16 protein-coding genes are annotated in these 21149 nt (G+C 72.1%); 6 read left to right on the top strand and 10 right to left on the bottom strand.

What is annotated here, in order from left to right:
* Positions 1–51: 51 nt before the first annotated feature.
* From ACZ5DC_RS04015 to ACZ5DC_RS03980, 8 genes are all read right to left on the bottom strand, one after another.
* Entirely contained in the window at positions 52–2100 is a 2049-nt protein-coding gene (locus ACZ5DC_RS04015; protein WP_468649112.1) for a phosphocholine-specific phospholipase C, read from the bottom strand.
* 204 nt (positions 2101–2304) lie between these two features.
* A complete protein-coding gene (locus tag ACZ5DC_RS04010; protein WP_468649110.1) occupies positions 2305–4482 on the bottom strand; it encodes a discoidin domain-containing protein in 2178 nt (725 codons plus the stop codon).
* A 57-nt stretch (positions 4483–4539) separates the two neighbouring features.
* Positions 4540–6144: a glycoside hydrolase family 13 protein gene (locus ACZ5DC_RS04005; protein WP_468649108.1), complete on the bottom strand. Its 1605-nt coding sequence runs from the start codon at positions 6142–6144 to the stop codon at positions 4540–4542.
* 33 nt (positions 6145–6177) lie between these two features.
* Positions 6178–7059: a carbohydrate ABC transporter permease gene (locus tag ACZ5DC_RS04000; RefSeq protein WP_468649106.1), complete on the bottom strand. Its 882-nt coding sequence runs from the start codon at positions 7057–7059 to the stop codon at positions 6178–6180.
* Complete coding sequence (locus ACZ5DC_RS03995; RefSeq protein ID WP_468649104.1) at positions 7056–8009, bottom strand: carbohydrate ABC transporter permease; 954 nt, start codon at positions 8007–8009, stop codon at positions 7056–7058. Before ACZ5DC_RS03995 ends, ACZ5DC_RS04000 begins: the two co-directional genes overlap by 4 nt.
* A 5-nt stretch (positions 8010–8014) precedes the next feature.
* On the bottom strand, positions 8015–9367 hold the full coding sequence (locus ACZ5DC_RS03990; protein ID WP_468649102.1) for an ABC transporter substrate-binding protein: 1353 nt from the start codon (positions 9365–9367) through the stop codon (positions 8015–8017).
* A 128-nt stretch (positions 9368–9495) separates the two neighbouring features.
* On the bottom strand, positions 9496–10494 hold the full coding sequence (locus ACZ5DC_RS03985) for a LacI family DNA-binding transcriptional regulator (RefSeq protein ID WP_468649100.1): 999 nt from the start codon (positions 10492–10494) through the stop codon (positions 9496–9498).
* A 454-nt stretch (positions 10495–10948) separates the two neighbouring features.
* Positions 10949–11620, bottom strand: a complete 672-nt coding sequence (locus ACZ5DC_RS03980; protein WP_171150932.1) for an MmyB family transcriptional regulator — start codon at positions 11618–11620, stop codon at positions 10949–10951.
* A gap of 241 nt (positions 11621–11861) precedes the next feature.
* Here ACZ5DC_RS03980 and ACZ5DC_RS03975 point away from each other — a divergent pair, with 241 nt between their 5' ends.
* From ACZ5DC_RS03975 to ACZ5DC_RS03965, 3 genes are all read left to right on the top strand, one after another.
* Complete coding sequence (locus tag ACZ5DC_RS03975; RefSeq protein WP_366752408.1) at positions 11862–12518, top strand: helix-turn-helix domain-containing protein; 657 nt, start codon at positions 11862–11864, stop codon at positions 12516–12518.
* 14 nt (positions 12519–12532) lie between these two features.
* Entirely contained in the window at positions 12533–13090 is a 558-nt protein-coding gene (locus ACZ5DC_RS03970) for a toxin-antitoxin system, toxin component (protein ID WP_366752409.1), read from the top strand.
* A 331-nt stretch (positions 13091–13421) separates the two neighbouring features.
* The gene (locus ACZ5DC_RS03965; RefSeq protein ID WP_468649097.1) at positions 13422–13649 is read left to right on the top strand and encodes a hypothetical protein; all 228 of its coding nucleotides are present in this window, start codon (positions 13422–13424) and stop codon (positions 13647–13649) included.
* 98 nt (positions 13650–13747) lie between these two features.
* Here ACZ5DC_RS03965 and ACZ5DC_RS03960 read toward each other — a convergent pair whose 3' ends face one another.
* Positions 13748–14440 (bottom strand): 4'-phosphopantetheinyl transferase family protein, encoded by a 693-nt coding sequence (locus ACZ5DC_RS03960; protein ID WP_468649095.1) that lies wholly within the window; start codon positions 14438–14440, stop codon positions 13748–13750.
* A complete protein-coding gene (locus tag ACZ5DC_RS03955) occupies positions 14388–15293 on the bottom strand; it encodes a metallophosphoesterase family protein (protein ID WP_468649093.1) in 906 nt (301 codons plus the stop codon). Before ACZ5DC_RS03955 ends, ACZ5DC_RS03960 begins: the two co-directional genes overlap by 53 nt.
* Before the next feature lie 415 nt (positions 15294–15708).
* On the opposite strand from ACZ5DC_RS03955, the gene ACZ5DC_RS03950 reads away from it, so the two are divergent.
* The 3 genes from ACZ5DC_RS03950 (at position 15709) to ACZ5DC_RS03940 (ending at position 21107) form a co-directional block, all read left to right on the top strand.
* Complete coding sequence (locus ACZ5DC_RS03950; protein WP_468649091.1) at positions 15709–16827, top strand: ATP-grasp domain-containing protein; 1119 nt, start codon at positions 15709–15711, stop codon at positions 16825–16827.
* A gap of 137 nt (positions 16828–16964) precedes the next feature.
* Positions 16965–18650, top strand: a complete 1686-nt coding sequence (locus tag ACZ5DC_RS03945; protein WP_468649089.1) for a carbohydrate binding domain-containing protein — start codon at positions 16965–16967, stop codon at positions 18648–18650.
* A 1062-nt stretch (positions 18651–19712) separates the two neighbouring features.
* Entirely contained in the window at positions 19713–21107 is a 1395-nt protein-coding gene (locus ACZ5DC_RS03940) for a glycoside hydrolase family 16 protein (protein ID WP_468649087.1), read from the top strand.
* The last annotated feature ends 42 nt before the right edge of the window (positions 21108–21149 follow it).

Below are 21149 nucleotides of genomic sequence, written 5' to 3'. Positions count from 1 at the left end.
TGATATGACCGGTACCTGATCAGTTCGCACGGAGCGGTGCTCATCGCCCGTTCATCCCGTCACGATCGCCGGGTCGCTGACGCCGGGGCGCCCGTTCTCCACGTGCCCGGTGAACCGGCGCAGGAAGGCCGGGTCGGCCTCGCAGGTCACGGTCAGGTCGTACCAGCGCTTGCTGGCCGCGAGCGCCACGGTGTGCCGCACGGTCGCTCCGGGCCGGACCGACACCGTCACCGGCTTGCCGCCGTAGCCGTCGACCAGCTTCAGCTTCGCCGTGCCGGAGCCCTGGTTGGTGAAGGTGAGCTCGACGTCGTCGCCGTGGTGCCGCGCGGTGACCTCGGGACCGGCGGCCTTGTTGCGGCCCTTGAAGACGCGCAGGAAGCCGTTGGGGCCGTGCACGGAGAGGTCGTAGTCGCCGCCGGAGTACGCCGAGTTCCAGGTGTCCGAGAGCGTCTTGCCGGCCTCCGTGGTGTACGTCCAGGGGCCGTCGGCACGGCTGTTGGACGTGACGAGGAAGACCGCTCCCGCGTGCGCCCCCGAGGCGAACGTGAGCGTGAACTTGCCGGCCGCGGTGTCCGCCGAACCGTCCACCACCGGGGCGTACCTCAGGGGACGGGTGGGCCGGCTGCCGCGCTCCTGCCGGGGCAGGGTGCCGTTCGCGGGAGGCTTGGGCACGTAGTCGGGGTGGCGGGCGTGGTCCTTGGGCAGGTAACCGGCCGTGGAGGGCAGCACGACCCGCGCGGTGTCCTTGCGGGAGAAGTCGAAGGCGCTCGTCAGGTCGCCGCACACGGCCCGCCGCCAGGGCGAGATGTTCGGCTCCTGGACACCGAAACGGCGCTCGATGAACCGGATGATCGAGGTGTGGTCGAGGGTCTCCGAGCAGACGTACCCGCCCTTGCTCCAGGGGGAGACCACCAGCATCGGCACCCGCTGGCCGAGCCCGTAGGGGCCGGCGACGTGGCCGGCGTCGCCCTTGAACAGGTCCGGCGCGGGGTCGACCGTCGACTTGCCCTGGGCGGCCGAGGCCGGCGGGTAGGGCGGGATGACGTGGTCGAAGAAGCCGTCGTTCTCGTCGTAGGTGATGAACAGCGCGGTCTTGCCCCACACGTCGGGGTCGGAGGTGAGCGCGTCCAGGACCTGGGAGACGTACCAGGCGCCGTAGTTGGCGGGCCAGTTGGGGTGCTCGGTGAAGGCCTCGGGGGCGACGATCCAGGACACCTGGGGCAGCTTGCCGGTCCGGACGTCCGCCTTCAGCTGGTCGAAGAAGCCCTCGCCCTTGCGGGCGTCGGTGCCGGTGCGGGCCTTGTCGTACAGCGGGTCGCCGGGCTTGGCGTCGCGGTACTGGTTGAAGTACAGCAGCGAGTTGTCGCCGTAGTTGCCGCGGTAGGCGTCGTTGATCCAGCCCCAGCCGCCGCTCGCGTCGAGGCCGTCGCCGACGTCCTGGTAGATCTTCCAGGAGACCCCGGCCCGCTCCAGGCGCTCGGGGTACGTGGTCCAGCCGTAGCCCGCCTCGTCGTTGCCGAGGACCGGGCCGCCGCCCTTGCCGTCGTTGCCGGTGTACCCGGTCCACATGTAGTAGCGGTTCGGGTCCGTGGAGCCGATGAAGGAGCAGTGGTAGGCGTCGCAGATGGTGAAGGAGTCGGCGAGCGCGTAGTGGAAGGGGATGTCGTCGCGGGTGAGGTACGCCATCGTCGTGGCGGACTTGGCGGGCACCCATTTGTCGTACTTTCCGCCGTTGAAGGCGGTGTGTCCGTCGTTCCAGCCGTGCGGGAGGTCCTGGATGAAGGCCAGGCCCAGGTCGTCGGCGTCCGGGTGGAAGGGCAGGACGTCCTTGGTGCCGTCGGACTGCTTCCAGACGGACCTGCCGTTCTGGGTGACCGGACGGGGGTCGCCGAAGCCGCGGACTCCTCGGAGCGAACCGAAGTAGTGGTCGAAAGAACGGTTCTCCTGCATGAGGACGACGATGTGCTCGACGTCCTCCACCGATCCGGTGCGGTGGTGGGCGGGCAGGGCGGCCGCGCGCTGGATGCTGCTGGACAGCGCCGTGAACGCCGTGGTGGCGCCCGCGATCTGGAGGAAGCGCCGCCGGTTGACTTCGGGCATGGGTGAGGGTCCTCTCGTCCTGACGTACGCGATACCCGCCAGATGACGGAATCCGCGCGGAGCGAGTGTTCCAAGAGCAGCGAACGTCAGGGAAGGGTGCGGTGGCGCGCACATGAAGTCGTGGGTACGGGAGGAAACCGGGCCGGGCGCCCCGGCCCGTCGTGCTGCCGGGGCGCCCGGTCCGGGCTGTGCGGGACGGGTCGGTCAGGGGGTCTGGTACGCCTCCACCTCGCTGAACTGACCGGCCGGCCAGCCCGTGTTGGCGGTGACGGTCAGGCGCAGGTAGCGCAGGTTCGTGCCGCTCGGCAGGGTCACGGTCGCGGTGTTGCCGGTGGCCGGGTCGAAGCGGTAGCCCTGTGCTCCCAGTACGGTCGAGTAGCCCGAGCCGTCGGTGCTGCCGAGCACCGTGACGGTCTGGGTGCGGGCGCCCCAGGCCGAGGACGGCGGCAGCTTCAGCACCAGGCGGCGCACGGCGTAGGAGGAGCCGAGGTCGACCGTGAGGGACTGCGGGAAGGCGTTGTTGGCGGACTCCCAGTACGAGTTCGCGTCGCCGTCGACCGCCTTGCCAGGGGTGTAGACGTCCTGGGAGCCGGTCGCGGTGGCCGGACGGCCCTTGGCGAGGTTGCGGTTCGGGTCGGGTTCCGGGTTGCCCTGGCCGGGCTGCGGCCAGGTGGAGCAGTCCGACCACGTGCTCGACCAGCCGGAGTTGCCGCCGCCGTCGGTGAGGCTGAAGGAACCGGAGTTCGCCGGGTAGGGGCAGTTGTAGACGCCGGCCGCGCCGACCTGGGTGGCGGTGACGTTCTTGAAGGTCGCCGCGCCCTGCGCCTCGGCCTGGACCACGACCGTGCCGGTGTTCCGCACGGTCGCGCCGGTGACGTTGACGTTCCGCACCGGGTAGCCCTGCCCGCCGCCGGAGACGAACTCGAAGGCGCTGTAGGGGCTGTCGGTGATCGTCGTGTTGGTGATGTTGACGGTCGCGTTGATCGCGCTGTCGTAGGAGTCGACGCGCAACGCGCCCATGGGGTGGTTCCAGTTGGGGTTCAGCGCGCCGGTGCGCACCAGGGTGTTGCCGTCGACCGTGATGGTGCCGGCGAGGGGGTTGAACGGGTCGAGGAACTTCTGGTTGGAGATGGCGATACCGCTGCCGAGGGCGTTGGTGTCGGAGATCAGGTTGTTGCGTACGGCGATGTCGGTGCCGCCGTAGATGGCGATGCCGTTGGCGAGGTTGGGCTGCGAGATCGTGTTGTTGTCGAAGCTGGAGTCGGTGTCCGGGGAGTACAGCGACCACATGGCGAGGGAGTCGTCGCCCTGGTTGCGCAGGAAGTTGTTGCGGACGCGGACGCCCTTCGCCGTGCCGTTGAGGTTGAGCCCGTCGGCGGTGGTGTCGAGGATGCGGTTGTTCTCCACCACCAGGTTGTCGTTGTTGCCCGTGAGCCACAGGCCGACCTTCAGGTGCTGGATCCACATGCCGGAGACCGAGCTGTTCGGCCCCAGCGAGCCGTTGACGAAGTTGTCCGGGCTGGAGTCGACCCGCTCGGTCACCTCGCCGATGACCGCGAAGTCCTTGATGTGGACGTTGCCCGCCGAGCCGGACTGGTCGATGAAGCGGGAGGTGTGCACGACCGAGTACCAGCTGCCCGCGCCCTGAAGGGTCACGTTCTGCACGCCGCTGAGCGAGGACGTGAGGCGGTAGTCGCCCGGCGGTATCCAGACCGTGCCGCCCTGGGCGGCGGCGATGGCGTCCCGGAAGGCCTGGGTGGAGTCGCCGTTGCCGCTGGGGTCGGCGCCCTTGGAGACGACGGACACCGAACCGGCGGGCTGGCCCGCGGCCGGGGCGACCTGTTCGAAGTCGGCGACGTCGACGGTGACCTGGACGCCGGCCGCCTCCACGGCGACCTTGTCACCGGCCTGGACGTTCTGCCCGAGCAGCATCCGGGTGTTGTCGAAGAAGTGGTGCGTCTTCGCGCCAGGGATCCAGCCGGTGTCGATGTACGAGTACTTGGAGGTCACCGGGAGGGTCTTGGCGAGCCTGGTGCCGTTGACGTACACGTTCAGGGCGCCGGACTGGCCGTCCGGCACGCTGTAGGCGATGTTCACCGCGTTGGCGGCGCGCGGCACGGTGAACTCCACCCGTTGCCCGGCGGACAGCCGGACGGCCTGCCGGCCGGATGCCTCCGAGGCGAGGCTGCCCTGCGTGTAGTCCGGGCCGATCTTCGTGCCGTTGCCGGCCGCCGACTCGGCCTCCACGGAGGTGAAGGGGAGGGTGGCGCCCGCGGCCGCGTGGGCGGCCGGGGCGATGGTGACGAGCATGCCGGCGGCCAGGGCGACGACCGCCCCGATGGCCGGCATGCGCCGGAGGTGTCCGGCGGTGCTGAGGTGCATGTGCTGATCCCTTCGTGGTGGGGGTGCGTGGGATAGCAAGGTGCGTACAGGCGCGGCTCAGGCGCGCAGCCAGGCCGCCGTGTCCCGCGGCAGCCGTCCCGCGTCGTCCAGCGGGCCGCTGCTGAGCAGGAGCCGGGAGTGCGCGGGCAGGCCGGCGGGCGTGGCCGCGAGGTTGACCACGCACAGGGCGTCCGCGCGGGAGAAGGCCAGCACGCCGTCGGGGGCGGGCAGCCAGGTCAGGGGGCCGTCGCCGAACTGCGGGCGCAGCGCGATGGCCTCGCGGTAGAGGGTGAGCACGGAGTGGGGGTCGCGCTGCTGCCGGTCGACCGCGTACGAGGGCCAGTCGGCCGGCTGCGGCAGCCACGGCTCCTCGCGGGAACCGAATCCGGCGTACGGCGCACCGGCGGCCCACGGCAGCGGCACCCGGCAGCCGTCACGGCCGGGGTCGGAGCCCCGCGAGCGGAAGTACATCGGGTCCTGGACGCGGTCGGCCGGGATGTCGGCCTCCGGCAGGCCCAGCTCCTCGCCCTGGTAGAGGTACACCGCCCCGGGCAGCGCCAGGGACAGCAGGGCGGCGGCCCGCGCCCGCCGGGTGCCGAGCACCAGGTCCGTGGGGGTGCCGAAGGCCTTGGTGGCGAAGTCGAAGGCGGTGTCCTCGCGGCCGTACCGGGTGACCGTGCGGGTGACGTCGTGGTTGCACAGCACCCAGGTGGCCGGGGCGCCGACGGGGGCGTGCTCGGCGAGGGTGGTGTCGATGGAGGCGCGCAGCCGGCCGGCGTCCCAGGGGCAGGACAGGAAGGAGAAGTTGAAGGCGGTGTGGAGTTCGTCGGGGCGCAGGTAGCGGGCGAAGCGTTCGGCGTCGGGGAGCCAGACCTCGCCGACGAACACACCGCCGTACTCGTCGGCGACCCGGCGCCAGGAGCGGTAGATGTCGTGGAGCTCGTCGCGGTCGACGAACGGGTGCGGCCGCGGGTGCGCGGCGAGGTCGGAAAGGTCCGGGTCCTTGGCGAGGAGGGCGGCGGAGTCGATGCGGACGCCGGCGACGCCCCGCTCGAACCAGAAGCGCAGGATGTCCTCGTGCTCCTGGCGGACGGCCGGGTGCGCCCAGTTGAGGTCGGGCTGTTCGGGGGTGAACAGGTGCAGGTACCAGTCGCCGTCGGGCAGCCGGGTCCACACCGGGTCGGTGGAGCCGACGAACTGGGACGGCCAGTCGTTCGGCGGGAGTTCGCCGTGCGCGCCGCGTCCGGGCCGGAAGTGGAACAGCTCGCGCTCGGGGCTGCCCGGCCCGGCGGCGACCGCGGCCCGGAACCAGGGGTGCTGGTCGGAGACGTGGTTGGGCACGATGTCGACGATGGTGCGGATGCCCAGCTCACGGGCCTCGGCGATGAGCTTCTCGGCCTCGGCGAGAGTGCCGAAGGCGGGGTCGATGGCCCGGTAGTCGGCGACGTCGTAGCCGCCGTCCTTCAGCGGGGACACGTACCACGGCGTGAACCACAGGGCGTCCACACCGAGTTCGGCGAGGTACGGCAGCCGGGCGCGGACGCCCGCGAGGTCGCCGGTGCCGTCGCCGTCGCCGTCCGCGAAGCTGCGGACGTACACCTGGTAGATGACGGCCGAGCGCCACCAGTCAGGGTCCTTCCGGGCATGGCTGGGCTGTCCCACTGGGCTTGCCTTTCTGTAGACGGGTCGGCGGCGTCAGCCCTTGGTGCTGCCCGCGCTGATCCCGGCGATGATGTGCCGCTGGAAGACGAGGAACAGCGCCACCATCGGGATGCTGGCGATCACCATCGCGGCGATGAGCACGGTGAGCTGGATGTTCTGCGACAGCTGGACCAGGGCGACGCTGATCGGCTGCTTGCCGGTGTCGGAGAAGACCATCAGCGGCCACAGGAAGTCCTGCCACACGGCGACCAGCGCGAAGATCGACACCACGCCGAGCACCGGCCGGGACATGGGCAGGACGACGGACCACAGGACGCGGAGCTTGCCGGCGCCGTCGATCTCGGCGGCCTCCAGGACATCGCGCGGCAGCTGGTCGAAGAAGCGTTTGAGCAGGTAGAGGTTGAAGGCGTTGGCGACGGCCGGCAGCCAGATGGCGAGGGGGTCGTTGAGCAGGCTGGTGTGGATCAGCGGCAGGTCGGCGACGGTCAGGTACTTCGGGACGACCAGCGCCTGCGCCGGGACCATGAGGGTGGCGAGGATGCCGCCGAGGACCACCTTGCCGAAGGCGGGCTTCAGCTTGGACAGGGAGTAGGCGGCGGCCGTGCAGAACACCAGCTGGAAGGCCCAGGCGCCGGCCGCCTGGACGAGCGTGTTCCCCAGGTGCCGGGGCAGCTCCATGAGGTCCCAGGCGTCGGTGTAGCCGCTGAGGTGCCAGTGCTCGGGCAGGAGCGTCGGCGGGGTGCGGGCCACCTCGTCCGGGGACTTCAGGGCGCCGGTCGCCATCCAGTACACCGGGAAGAGGAAGGCGAGGGCGAAGAGGACGACGACGGCAGTGAACACCGTCCAGTACAGGACCTTGCCGCGGGGGCGGGCGAGGGCGGCCGGGGAGATCAGGGTACGGGTGCCGGTGGTCATGCGTCCCCCTCGGAGCGGGTGAGCCGCAGGTAGACCGCGGAGAAGGCGCCGAGCAGCAGCAGGAGCATCACGCTCAGGGCGCAGGCGCCGCCGAAGTCGTTGTAGAGGAAGGCGTACTTGTAGATGAGGTAGAGGACGGTGACGGTGGCGTTCTCCGGGCCGCCGCCGGTGATGACGAACGGTTCCGTGAACACCTGCATGGTGGCGATGACCTGGAGCAGCATCAGCATCAGGATCACGAACCGGGTCTGCGGGACCGTGACGTGCCGCACGCGCTGGAGGAGGTTCGCGCCGTCCAGTTCGGCCGCCTCGTACAGCTCGCCCGGGATGGACTGCAGGGCCGCGAGGTAGATGAGGACGGTGCCGCCCATGTTGGCCCACGTGGCGACGATGACCAGGGAGACCAGCGCGGTGTCGGTGCCGTTGGACCAGTTCGAGGTGGGCAGGTGCAGCAGGCGCAGCGTCTCGTTGGCGAGGCCGGCCCCGGGGTCGTAGAACCACTTCCACAGCAGGGCGCTGACCACCGGCGGGATCATCACCGGCAGGTAGACCACGACCCGGAAGAAGGCCCTGGCGTGCCGCAGTTCGTTGAGCACGAGGGCGAGGACGAAGGGGATCGCGAAGCCGATCAGGAGGGCCAGCAGGGTGAACGTGAGGGTGTTGCGCCAGGCGGCCGTGAACTCGGGGTCGTGCAGGACCCGGGTGAAGTTGGCGGTGCCGACCCACTCGGGCGGAGAGCCCGGGGTGTACTTCTGGAAGGCGATGACGACCGCGCGGATCGCCGGGTACCAGGAGAACAGGGCGAAGCTGAGCAGGCCGCCGAGGAGGAAGCCGTAGGCGCGGACCTGGTCGACCAGGCGGCGGCGCCTCCGGTCCCCTGCCGGGGGCGGCGCCGGGACCGGGGGGGCGGCGGCGTGCGCGGCCGGCCGTCGCTCGGCCGTCTTGGTCATGGCGGTCAGCTCCGGGCCAGAATGCTGTCGATCTTGCCGGACGCCTCCTTGAGGAGCTGGTCGATGTCGGCGTCCTTCTTGGTCAGGACGGCGGAGACGGTGCCGTCGAGGACGGAGTAGATCTGCTGGGCGTGCGGCGGCTCGATCTTCAGCTGGAGCTGGTGGTTGCCGTCGAGGAACGCCTGGTAGTTCTCCACCGGGACGTTGGCGTTGGCCTTCTTCACCCGCTGGTCGGTGGCGTCGGCGGCGCCGGTGAACAGGCGCGGCTCGGGCAGGCCGACGGGTGCGTCGTGCTTCTTGGCGCGCGCGTAGTCGCCGAGGAAGCCCTTGCCGGGGGTGAGGAACATGTGGTCGAGCCACTTCAGGCCCGCCCGGATCTGGGCGGGCGTGGCCTTCTTGTTGAACATGTAGCCGTCGCCGCCGATGAGGGTGCCCTTGCCGCCCGGCATGGGGGCCAGGGCGAGGTCCTTGTAGTCGCCGCCCTTCTCCTTGACGAGGATCGGGATGTTGTCGGGGGCGGCGAGGTACATGCCGAGCTTGCCCGAACCCATCATCTGCTGCACGTCGTTGATGACGAGGAGCTGCTTGCTGCCCATCGAGTCGTCGGTCCACCGCATGTCGTGCAGGGTCTTCAGGACGGCGTGGCCCTCGGGGGTGTCGACGGTGGCCTTCTTGCCGTCCGCGCTGACGACGTCGCCGCCCTGGGAGTACAGCTCGGCGGTGAAGTGCCAGCCGCCCTGGTTCTGCGCGCTGTAGTCGGCGTAGCCGACGGTGCCGTCGCCGAGGGCGGCGATCCTCTTGGCGGCGGCGCGGACCTCGTCCCAGGTCGCCGGGGGCTTGTCGGGGTCCAGGCCGGCCTTCCGGAAGAGCGCGCGGTTGTAGATCAGCCCCATGGAGTATCCGGTGCGCGGGATGCCGTAGACCTTTCCGTCGACGGTGTAGATGTCCCGCAGCTGCTTCTGGATGCTGTCGTAGCTCTTGAGGTCCTTCAGGTACGGGGTGAGGTCGGCGGCCTGGCGGATGTCGACGACGTGCCGCGCGTCCGTGAAGTACGTGTAGAACACGTCCTCCATCTGGCCGCCGGCGAGCTTGGCGTCGAAGGTCTTGGGGTCCTGGCAGGGGAAGGCGTCGTGCGTGACGACGTCGATGTCCGGGTTCGCCTCCTCGAAGGCCGCGGTGTCCGCCTCGAAGAAGGAGCGGTCGAGCTTGGCGCTCTTCGGCGGTTCGCAGTTGACGGTGATGCGGGTCTTGCCGCTCGCCGAATCGTCGTCACCGGACCCGCAGGCGGTGGCGGCGAGGGCGAGGGAGGAACAGACGCCGATCGCGAGGATGGTACGGCGGAACCCGGTGTGTCTCATCGGTGGACCCCTCATGGCACTCATGGCAGGAGCGGTGGGCGTCGCACACTCAAGCACCGCCGACATCGGCGCGCAAGATGTCGCGCAGAATCTGCAATTCTTGGACAGCGTGCTGGATCTTCCCGAGTTCAGTCGCGCGGAGCTTGCGCGGTGGAGCCGCGCACCACCAGTTCCGGCTCGAACAGCAGCTCCTCGGCGGGTACGGCGGTGCCTCCGATCCGCGCGTTCAGCAGCTCCACGGCCGCGCGGCCCATGGCCTCGATGGGCTGGCGGACGGTGGTCAGCGGGGGCTCGGTGCAGTTCATGAACGCGGAGTCGTCGTAGCCGACGACCGAGATCCGGCCCGGGACGTCGTGGCCCTTGCGGCGCGCCGCCCGGACGGCGCCGAGCGCCAGCGGGTCGGAGGCGCAGATGATGCCGGTGACGCCCCGGTCGATCAGGCGCGCGGCGGCGGCGTGGCCGCCCTCGAGGGAGAAGATGGCCCGCGCGACGAACTCGTCCGGCAGTTCGCCGGCGATCGCCCGGGCGGCGGCCAGCTTGCGCGCCGACGGCACGTGGTCGCCGGGGCCGAGGACCAGCCCGATGCGCTCGTGGCCGAGGGAGGCCAGGTGCCGCCAGGCCTGTTCGACGGCCACGGCGTCGTCGCAGGACACGCCCGGGAAGCCGAGGTGTTCGATGGCCGCGTTGACCAGCACGACCGGGATGTTGCGCTCGGCGAGCAGCCGGTAGTGGTCGTGCGGGGCGTCGGCCTGGGCGTACAGGCCGCCGGCGAAGACGACACCGGAGACCTGCTGCTGGAGCAGCAGCTCGACGTAGTCCGCCTCCGACACCCCGCCCTTGGTCTGGGTGCACAGCACCGGGGTCAGCCCCAGCTGGGCCAGTGCGCCGCCGATGACCTCGGCGAACGCCGGGAAGATGGGGTTCTGCAACTCGGGCAGCACGAGACCGACGAGCCGCGCGCGCTCACCGCGCAGCTGGGTCGGGCGCTCGTAACCGAGGACGTCGAGCGCGGTCAGCACCGCCTGCCGGGTGGCCTCGGAGACTCCGGGCTTGCCGTTGAGGACCCGGCTGACCGTGGCCTCGCTGACCCCGACCTTCTTCGCCACTTCCGCAAGTCGTCGCGTCATGGACGCAAGCGTAGCGCAAATTATGCAAGCGGCTTGCGTTGCCGTGCGGGCGTCGTCGGCGGGGCTCGGGGGCCGCTGGACGAGAGGAGTCGTCGGTGCGGGGGCGCCGACGCCGGCGGAGGCGGCTGTGAGTGACGAGGCGGCGGGTGCCGGAGTCGGCGGTGCTGACGGAGCCGAGGAGTCGCCGGGTGCCGGAGGAGTCGGGGGGTGCCGAGGCAGTCGGTGGCGTGCCGGGTGAGTCGGCGGCGCGCGCCAAGGCTCGCCGGGTGCCGGAGGAGTCGGGGGGTGCCCAGGCAGTCGGTGGCGCGCCGGACGAGTCGACGGCGCGCGCCAGGGCTCGGCGGGCCGCGCAAGGGCTCGGTGGTGTGCCCGGTGAAGGCACCCCTCAGCCCCCCGCGGGGAACCGCCGTGCCGGCCCGGCGCCGTCGGCGACCTGAACGCCGGCGGTGCCGGGTCAGTCCTGCGTGGGCGGCACGACCGTCAGGTGCGAGGCGGCGTCCCGCGGGCGGCGCGGACGGCGCACCGGCACGGCGGGCCGGCGGGGGTCGCGCAGGACCATCGTCAGCCGCCGGTAGCCCAGCTCCCGCAGCGGCTGCGGGATCTCCTCGACGATGCGGCACTCGGTGCGACCGCGCCGCGGGTCCGGGTGGTGCAGGAGGCGTACGGCGCCGTCCAGGCGGGTCGCGGCCTCGCCGACGGCCCGTATCCAGTGCGGCAGGCCCTGCCGGTAGGCGGCCTCCATGATCGGGTCCTGGGCGATCTCCCGGCGCACGGACTGGAGTTCGTGGTCGTGCCCGTGGGTCTCCAGGGCGGTGCGGAGCTGGGCCAGCATCGGCAGGCACCAGCCGGGCTCGTGTTCGCCGAGGACCTCGCCGGCGTCGGGGTGGAAGAGCACGAACCGGAGGAAGTTCTCCCCCGGCATGGCCGTGGGGTGGGGGCGCACACCGTGGAAAAGTGTCTCGAACGCGCTGTTCGCCATGACCACGTTCCAGTGGTGGTCGACGACCAGGGACGGGCAGGACTGTGACTCCAGCAGCGCTCCGTAGTCCTGGAGGTACGCCTGGATCTCGCAGGTGTCGGGGACGGGCCGCGGTGCCGGCCGCTGCCCTCCTGCCTGATGTGCCATCGGGAGGTCACCCCTCTTGCCTCTGCGGCCCTTCTCGCGGCCCTGCGATCCTGCTGCCCAGGCAAGAGCCATGTCAACTATCGTGGCATTTCGTGCCGGTCGACGGCTGAAATTCGCCACAGTTGTGGCGACACCTGGATGTGAGTTCGAGACACCCGCTACTCTCCGGGAAGTTCACGGCGATCGCTCGTGAGAAGCACGGACGCATCTGAAGCCCTCTAGAGACGTAGGAGTTCTGTCGGTGACGGATGGCTACGAGGATCCGGGCGCCTCGGCGACCGCCCAGCTGCCGGCCGTCGTCGCCCGCGTCACCGCGCTCGCCGACCGCCTCGGCGTCCCGCACGCCGAGGTCTTCGACGTGGGCCGGCTCTCGATCGCCTGCGGGGTGCCGGAGCCGGTGGTCAAGGCCCTGCTCAGCGGTCGGCCCGCGGGTGAGCCGGACGTCCAGGCCCGCTTCCTGCAACGCCTGGACCTGCTGCGCCGCACCCGGCTGAAGCCGGGCGGACGCCGGTACACCCAGCAGGAGATCGCCGACGGCGCGGGCATGTCCCGGCAGCAGGCCGGCGCCCTCATCAACGGCGACCGGCGGCCCACCATGGAGCACTGCGACGCCCTCCAGCGCTTCTTCCGGGTGCACGCCGGCTTCCTCACCGCGGAGGACCCCGAGGCGCTGGCGGGCGCGCTGCAACGCACGGAGCAGGAGCTGCTGCAGAAGCTCGCGGACCGGGAGCGGGCCGCCGCCGAGGCCCCGGAGGACCCGCTGGAGCGGCTGCTGCAGGACCACGGCGTGCGCGGAATTGCCTGGCGCGCCGCGCAGTTGCCCACCGACCAGCACCGGGACAAGGTCGCCGAGTGGCTCGACATGCTCCTGGAGAGCGTCAAGCGGCCCGAGTCGTGAGCCGGGGGAGAACTGTGGGCATCGGCAGGGACATGCGCCGGCTGTGCAACGAACTGGTGGGCGGGCTGACGTTGCCCGTGCCCGCGCCCCCGGACGAGCTGTACCGCGCGCTGTGCCAGGCGATGGGCCGCCGGCGCGGGCGCCCGGTGCACTTCCGTACGGCGGCCTTCCCGCCCGGCACGGCCAGCGGACTGTGGCTGGACCTGACCGACCGGGACGTCGTCGTGGTGGAGGAACGCACCGCCCCCGACCACCAGTTGGTGATCCTGGGCCACGAGCTGTGGCACATGCAGGCCGACCACTGCGGGCTCCACATGGACGGCGTCGGCGCCGCCACCCGGCTGCTGGGCGACCACACCGACCAGGAGGCGCTCCAGGCGGCGGTGCAACGCGTCGCGGCACGCAGCCGCTTCGACGTCGCCGAGGAACGGGACGCCGAGACCTTCGGGCTGCTCCTGGCCAGCAAGTGCCGCACGTGGCTGGCGGGTTCGGCGTTGCGGGGGCCGGTGCAGCGCGACGGTGTGGCCGGCCGCATCGAGGCGTCGCTGGGGTATCCGGGCCCGCAGGGCTGAACCGGACCGGCCCGCAGGGCTGAACCGGACCCACGTCGCCGGCCGGGCGGCCCTGGGCCGCCGGGGCGCGCTCGGCGCGCCGTGCACGCGGGGGCCCTCGCCGCGCTGGAGCGGGGTGCGGGGCACGGAAGTTGAGAAACGTTTCGCCGGGTCGGGCGGCACGTCGTGCGGGGTGATCGGGGCGGTTCCGCCTCGGCTATGCGGGCTAACCGGCGCGGGGCCGGGCGGCGTTGTCAGTGGCGGGCGGCAAGCTGGGAGTGTGCGCCGTCCGAAGCGGTGCACGGCGCCGCAGGGCGCGTGACCGTGACGCCTACTCGGGGAGAGCCGACCGATGCCCACCGCCGTACTGACCGACCGCGAGCGCACCGCCGTACAGGCCTACCTGCGTCTGCTGCACACGGTGCGCGCCGCCTTCGACGGGCCGCCGGGCGAGGACCGGCCCGCCGTCGTCCCGCCCGTCGTGCTCGCGGAGGCGGAGCAGGCACTGGCCCGGGCCGGGCTCGCGGGCAACGAGGCGGAGTTCTTCCGGCTCCTGCGCGACTGGTGCCGGCCCGACTGACCGGCGTGCCGGCCCGACTGAGCGCCGTGCCGGTCCGGTGCCGCCGCCGTCACCCGGACGACGGGCGGCGGTGGCGGTGGGGGCCGGCGGGTTCGCCGTCAGGGGCGCGGGGCGGGGTGGGGTATGACCACCGAGGTGGCCACCACCCCGTGCCGTACGGTCCACCGGCCCTCGAAGGTCTGGAGCCGGGCCCCGCCGACCAGGGGGCCGGGGACGAGGAGCTCGGCGCGCAGGGCGCCGGAGGCTTCGCCCTCGGCGTCCGGCCGTACCGTGATGTCGGCCTCGGAGAAGTCCAGCCACTGGCGGGTGAGCGGGAACCACGCCTTGTAGACGGACTCCTTGGCGCTGAACAGCAGCCGGTCCCATTGCACGGCGGGCCACCGCGCGGCCAGCCGGTCGAGCCGCTCGGCCTCGGCGGGCAGGAAGACGGAGGGGCCCACCCCTTCCGGCAGCGGCCCGTGCGGTTCGGCGTCGATGCCCAGGGAGGCGAGGTCGGTGGCGCGGACCAGCGCGGCGGCGCAGTAGCCGTCGCAGTGGGTCATGCTGCCGAGCAGCCCGTCCGGCCAGTGCGGGGCGCCCCGCTCGCCGGTGAGCACGGGCTGCGGCGGCACGCCGAGCTTCTCCATGGCGCGCCGGGCGCAGCCCCGGACGGCCGCGAACTCACGGCGCCGCTTGGCCACCGCGCGCGCGACGAGCGCCTCCTCCGCCGAGTGGAGCGGGGAGTCCCACAGCGGGTCGTCAGCGCGCGCCTCCACGGCCACGACCGACTCCGGGAGCAGCTCCTCGATCACCTGCTTCGACCTCCATCGGCAGGACGCGGCGCAGCCTTCCCGGCGGATCCGGACGCTTGCGCCACTCACGGGGGTATCCCACGGAGACCTCCATGAAGCGGACTCCGTCGTGCCAGGTGGTGCGGGGGATGTGCAGATGGCCGTAGACCATGGTGGCGACCCGGAACCGGCGGTGCCAGTCCGCGGTCAGCGTGGTGCCGCACCACATGGCGAACTCGGGGTGCCACAGGACCTCGGTGGGGTGCCGGTCCAGCGGCCAGTGCCCGGCCAGCACGGTCGGCAGGTCCTCGGGCAGCTCGGCGAGCCTGCGCTCGGTCTCGGCGACCCGGGCCCGGCACCAGGCCTCACGGGTCGGGTAGGGGTCGGGGTGCAGCAGGTACTCGTCGTTGCAGACGATGCCCGTGCTCTCCGCGTAGGCCAGGCCCTGCGCCTTGGTGGTGGAGCCGGCCGGCAGGTACGAGTAGTCGTAGAGCAGGAAGAGCGGGGCCACGGCGACCGGGCCGCCCGCGCCGCGCCACACCGGGTAGGGGTCCTCGGGGGTGACGACGCCCAGCTCGCGGCAGACCTCGACCAGGTGCTCGTAGCGGGCGACGCCACGCAGCGTGACCGGGTCGCTCGGGTGCGTCCACAGCTCGTGGTTGCCGGGTGCCCACAGCACCTTGCTGAAGCGGCTCGCGAGCGTGCCGAGGGCCCAGCGGATGTCGGCGACGGTCTCGGCGACGTCACCGGCCACGATCAGCCAGTCGTCGTCGCTGTCGGGACGCATGCCGTCGATCAGGGCGCGGTTGTCCGGATAGCCGATGTGGAGGTCGCTGATGGCCAGCAGCTGTCCGGCCCCGGCCGTCGACTCCACCGCGCACACCCCTTCCGATCATCCGATGGGACAACGAGAACACATGCCCCGGGCACCGGACAAGAGGTTCCCCCGCCGCGTGTCGCGATCCGGGCCCGGTCCGCCTCGCGCGCGTCCGCGACCGGGCGGCCCGCGAAGCCGTTGCCGGACGGCCCGCGAAGCCGGCGCCGGACGAGCCGCGATCCGTGACCGGACGGGCCAGGAGGCCGTGACCGGAGGGGCCAGGAAGCCGTGACCGGACGGGCCTCGGATCCGTAACACCCGCGTTGCACGAGGGACCCTTGGAAAGCCGTATGATCGCCCCGACACCAGCGCCCTCAACCCCCCTTTTTCCGGGGCTGTTTGGTGACCCTTCCTCCCTCCTGCCCGGGCACGGGCCGCTCCGCCCTGCCCGCACACCCGAAAGGCGGCCTGCATGCCCTCTCGCGTACGCGTCTGGCTCAACCGCACGTACGCGGAGAACGTGTTCTTCATGGATCAGCTGCGGAGAAATCCCAGCGACCGCGCGGTGGAGATCCACGCCACGCACGGCGACCCGGACTCCCCCGTGCTGGCCGCCGCCGACACCGCCGAGCTGGAGCCGGAGGGCCTGTCCCCGGCGGCGTACGCCGAGTACGCCCTCGACCAGTGCGCCCGGCGCGGCATCGACGTGTTCGTGCCGCGGCTGCACCAGGCGGCGATCGTGGCGCACCGGGCCGAGTTCGCGGCGGCCGGCACGGCGCTGCTGGCGCCGACGCCCGAGGCGGTCGCCGTGTTCGAGGACAAGGCGGTCGCGTACGAGGCGGTCCGCTCGGTGGGCGTCCCGGTGCCGCCGTGGCACCGGGTCCGCACGGCGGACGAACTTCTCGCCGCGGTCGAGGAGCTGGAGGCGGCCGGGCACCGGCCGTGCTTCAAGCCGGCCGCCGGCGCCGGCGGGGTCGGCTTCCGCATGATCACCCGAGCCCCCTTCTCGCTCGCGCACCTGACCGGCTTCCCGGGCCCTTACGTCCAGCTGGACCTGGTCGAGGAGGCGCTGCGGCGGGCCGAGGAACCCGTGGACTGGCTGGTGATGCCGCGCCTGGAGCAGCCCGAGGTGTCGGTCGACTGCCTGACCGGGCCGGACAACCGGGTCCGGCTCGCGGTGGGCCGCACCAAGAACGGCCGCCGCCGGGGCTTCACCCTGGACGAGCGGTGGCTGGCCCCGGCCCGGCTGATCGCGGAGGGCTTCGGACTGCACCACCTGTCCAACATCCAGTTCCGGATGCTCGGCGACCGGCCGGTGCTGCTGGACGTCAACACCAGGCCCGCCGGGGGCCTGCACCAGCTGTCGCTCTGCGGGGTGAACGCACCGTGGGCCGCCGTGCAGGTGGCGCTGGGCGAGGACCCCGGGGTGATCGAGCCGCCGTTCCTGGGGCGGGACTACACGGTGGTGTCGGGGCCGCGTCCGCTGGCGCCCGCGGCCCTTCCGCGGCAGCGGGTGGATTCCGAGGTCCTGCTGCCCGCTGTGCCGGCGCCCGTGCGGGCCGCCTCGGCGGGTGAGGTGCTCCCCCTCTGAGGCGCTCACGCCCACCGGTATGGACCAATTCCGTTCTGCTTCTTGACAGGGGCGATTGGTCCATACCAAATTCGTTGACGCAACGCTTCCGCACTCCCCAGCACTCCCGAACACCCCACCCCTGACAGGGAGATCGCGTGCGCGACACACTCGGGCGTCCCAGACGCCGGCTTCTCGCCCTGCTCGGCTCCGCCGCCCTCGCGGTCGGCGGGGCCATCGCCCTCCCCGGTACGGCCCAGGCGGCCAACATCCTCACCAACCCCGGCTTCGAGTCCGGCGGCCTCTCCCCCTGGACCTGCACCGGGAACCTCGGTTCGGTCGTCTCCTCCCCCGTGCACGGCGGCGCCAAGGCGCTCCAGGGCGCGGCGTCGTCCAGCGACAACGCGCAGTGCAGCCAGACGGTCGCCGTGCAGCCGAACACGACGTACAGCCTCAGCGGCTGGGTGCGCGGCAGTTACGTGTACCTGGGCGTCAACGGCGGCGCCTCCACCTGGACGTCGTCCCCGTCGGCGTACAGCCAGCTCAGCGTCTCCTTCACCACCGGCGCCTCGCAGACCAGCGCCACCATCTATGTGCACGGCTGGTACGGCCAGGGCACCTACTACGCCGACGACATCAGCCTGGACGGCCCGGGCGGCGGGGGCGGCGGGGACACCCAGGCGCCGACCGCGCCGAGCGGGCTCACCTCCACCGGCAAGACGTCGTCCAGCGTGTCGCTGAAGTGGAACGCGGCCACGGACAACACGGGCGTGACGGCGTACGACATCTACAGTGGGGCCAACCAGCTGCTGAGCGTCTCCGGGACGTCGGCCACGGTCAGCGGGCTGTCGCCGAGCACGAGCTACACCTTCACCGTGAAGGCGCGGGACGCGGCCGGGAACACCTCGCCGGCCTCCAACTCCGTCACCGTCACCACCGACGCGGGCACCGGCGGCGGCACCGGCTTCAAGCAGGCGGCGCCGTACCTGTACGAGGGGTGGGGCGATCCGCCGAACCCGGCCACGGTGATGAACGCGACCGGCGCCAAGTGGTTCACGATGGCGTTCGTGCTGGACTCGGGCGGCTGCACCCCGGCCTGGGACGGCAGCAGGCCGCTGACCGGCGGTGTGGACCAGTCGGCGATCAACCAGATCCGGTCCGCCGGCGGCGACATCGTCCCGTCCTTCGGCGGCTGGTCGGGCAGCAAGCTGGGCGCCAACTGCTCCTCCGCGAGCGCGCTCGCCGGGGCGATCCAGAAGGTGGTCGACGCCTACGGCCTGAAGGCCATCGACTTCGACATCGAGAACACCGACGAGTTCGAGAACGAGGCCGTCCAGGCGAAGATCCTCACCGCGCTGAAGACGGTCAAGGCCAACAACCCCGGCCTGAAGACCATCGTCACGTTCGGCACGTCCACCACCGGGCCGACGTACTACGGCAACCGGCTCATCGAGCAGGCGCAGGCGCTGGGCGCGAACATCGACGTGTTCACCATCATGCCGTTCGACTTCGGCGGCGGCTCGGACATGTACGGCAACACGGTGAACGCGGCGGAGGGGCTGAAGAACAAGCTGAAGTCCACCTTCGGCTGGGACGACGCCACCGCGTACGCGCACATCGGCATCTCCGGCATGAACGGCCTGTCCGACCAGCAGGAGACGACTACCACGGCGATCTGGACGCAGATCCGGGACTGGGCGAACTCGCACCACATCGCGCGGCTGGCCTTCTGGTCGGTCAACCGCGACCGGCCCTGCCCGGGCGGCGGTGTCGCCGAGAACTGCTCCGGGATCAGCCAGAACAACTGGCAGTTCACCTCGATCACGGCCGGCTTCACCGGCTGAGGCACCGGTAGAGACGACTAGAGACGACACGGAGGGCCGCTCGGCGGAGCGGCCCTCCGTTGCCGTGTGCGGCACGCCGGGCCCGGGCGGCCCCGCCCCGCCGTCGTGGACGGCGCCGGGGCGCGAAGGCCGTCCCGGTGGCCGCCCGGCAACCCGCTCCGGCGCCGGCGGGCACTCCCGCTCGACCGCACGCACCGGGCCGGTGGCGTGGCCGGGCACCGGATCGGCGGAGCACGGGTGCGCGCCACCGGCGTCCGCCGGACACGCGGCCTCATGACCGCGTCGGCGGCCCGGGACGGAGACGAGGCGAGCCAGGCGCCGGGCGATGCCGACGCCGAGGGGCGCGGTGCGCAGGCCGTAGGCGGTGCCGCCCGCTCCGGCGCCCTCCTGGCCGGGCAGCCGTTCGGCGCGCGCGCCGGATCGTGGACCACGGGGCGGCCCTCGGGCCGAGGAGTGCGGTGGTGACGCGGGCGCACGGGAGCGCCGGTCGGGGTCAGATGCCACCGGCACGAGGGAGCGTGGCCGGCGGCCGACAGCGGGTAAGGCACCCCGCGTGGCCGGCGGCCGCCCGGGGGCCGGCCCCGGCGTCCGGCCGTCGCCCTGCCGCCGTCGGGCCGCCGCATCGCGGCCGGACGGCACCGCTGCCGTACGCCTGCCGTGGGACCGCCGAAGAGCAGCGGCCCGCAAAGGTGTACGCGGTGCGAGCCCACTGCGGGCGCCGGCTCCGCTGCCGCCGAGCCGGCGAAGTGATCCGCCATCGAGAGGGAGGTGAGCCCGGCCCTGCGGTGGGCCTCGCGTGACCCGCCCGGGAAGGGGCCCCGCGCACCGGTGCCGGAGTCGTACCGGGCCGACCGGCGGGCGGCGCGGTCTGCGCCGGTACGGGTGGCTTCACCCCGTGAACTCCCGTGCACGGCAAGGACTTTCCTTGCTTCGACTCTTGACGGTCTCCGGGCCGGGGAGCACATTGGCGGCACCGTGAGAGCGCTCTCAAGCAGCGCAGGGAAGTCTGCCTGAGAGCGCTCTCACGAAACCCCCGCACACACCCGTACCGAGAGGCTCCCCATGAGCGCATCCTCCGGCATCCCCAGACCCCGCCCGCTGCGGCGCGCCTTCACCGCCGCCGTCGCCACGCTCGGCCTGGCCGCGGCCCTCGCCACGGCCGCCACCGCACCCGCCGACGCGTCCGCGCCCGCCCCGCCCTCGGGCTGGACGCAGGTCTTCGTGGACGACTTCAACGGCGCGGCCGGCTCGGGCGTCAACACGGCCGACTGGCAGTACGACACCGGAACCTCCTACCCCGGCGGGGCCGCCAACTGGGGCACCGGCGAGGTCGAGACGATGACGTCGAGCACCAACAACGTCGCGCTCGACGGGAACGGCAACCTGCTCATCACCCCGCGCCGCGACGCCTCCGGCAACTGGACCTCCGGCCGGATCGAGACCACCCGCACCGACTTCCAGCCCCCGGCCGGCGGGAAGCTGCGCGTCCAGGCGCGCATCCAGATGCCGAACGTCACCGGCGCCGCCGCGAAGGGCTACTGGCCGGCGTTCTGGATGCTCGGCGCCCCGTTCCGCGGCAACTACTGGAACTGGCCGGGCATCGGCGAGCTGGACATCATGGAGAACGTCCAGGGCCTGAACACCGACTGGGCCACGATGCACTGCGGCACGAACCCGGGCGGCCCGTGCAACGAGACCTCCGGCATCGGCAACTCCACCTCCTGCACCGGCACCACCTGCCAGGCCGGCTTCCACACCTACGCGATGGAGTGGGACCGCTCGACCAGCCCCGAGGAGATCCGCTTCTATCTCGACGGCGTCAACTTCCACACCGTGCGGGCGAACCAGGTCGACGCGGCGACGTGGGCGAACGCCACGAACCACGGCTACTTCCTCATCCTCAACGTCGCGATGGGCGGCGGCTTCCCGGCCGCGTTCGGCGGCGGCCCGGACGGCGGCACCGAGCCGGGCCACCCGATGGTCGTCGACTACGTGCAGGTCCTGCGGTCCTCGGGCGGCGGCACCACTCCCCCGCCGACCGGCAACCGGGACGCCTACAGCCCCGTCCAGGCCGAGTCGTACGACAGTCAGTCCGGCGTCGTCACGGAGGCCACCACGGACACCGGCGGCGGCCAGGACATCGGGAGCCTCGCGAACGGCGACTGGGCGCTGTACAAGGGCGTGAACTTCGGTTCCACGGCGGCCAGGCAGTTCTACGCCCGGGTCGCGAGCGGTGCGGGCGGCGGGGTCAGCGGCCTGGTCGAGGTGCGTCTGGACAGCCGCGGCAACGCGCCCGTCGGCAGTTTCGCCGTGGGCGACACGGGCGGCTGGCAGTCCTGGCGGACGGTCCCGGCCAACATCGGCGCGGTGACCGGCACGCACGACGTCTACCTCACCTTCACCAGCGGCCAGCCGGCCGACTTCGTGAACGTGAACTGGTTCGACTTCGGTCACTGACCGGGCGGGCCCGCGGCGCCGGGGGCCGACGTGCACGTGGAC

This window comes from Streptomyces sp. NPDC031445 (assembly GCF_055581365.1).
The sequence above is the reverse complement of the archived record's forward strand: the minus strand, read 5'-3'. Positions and strand labels throughout refer to the sequence as shown.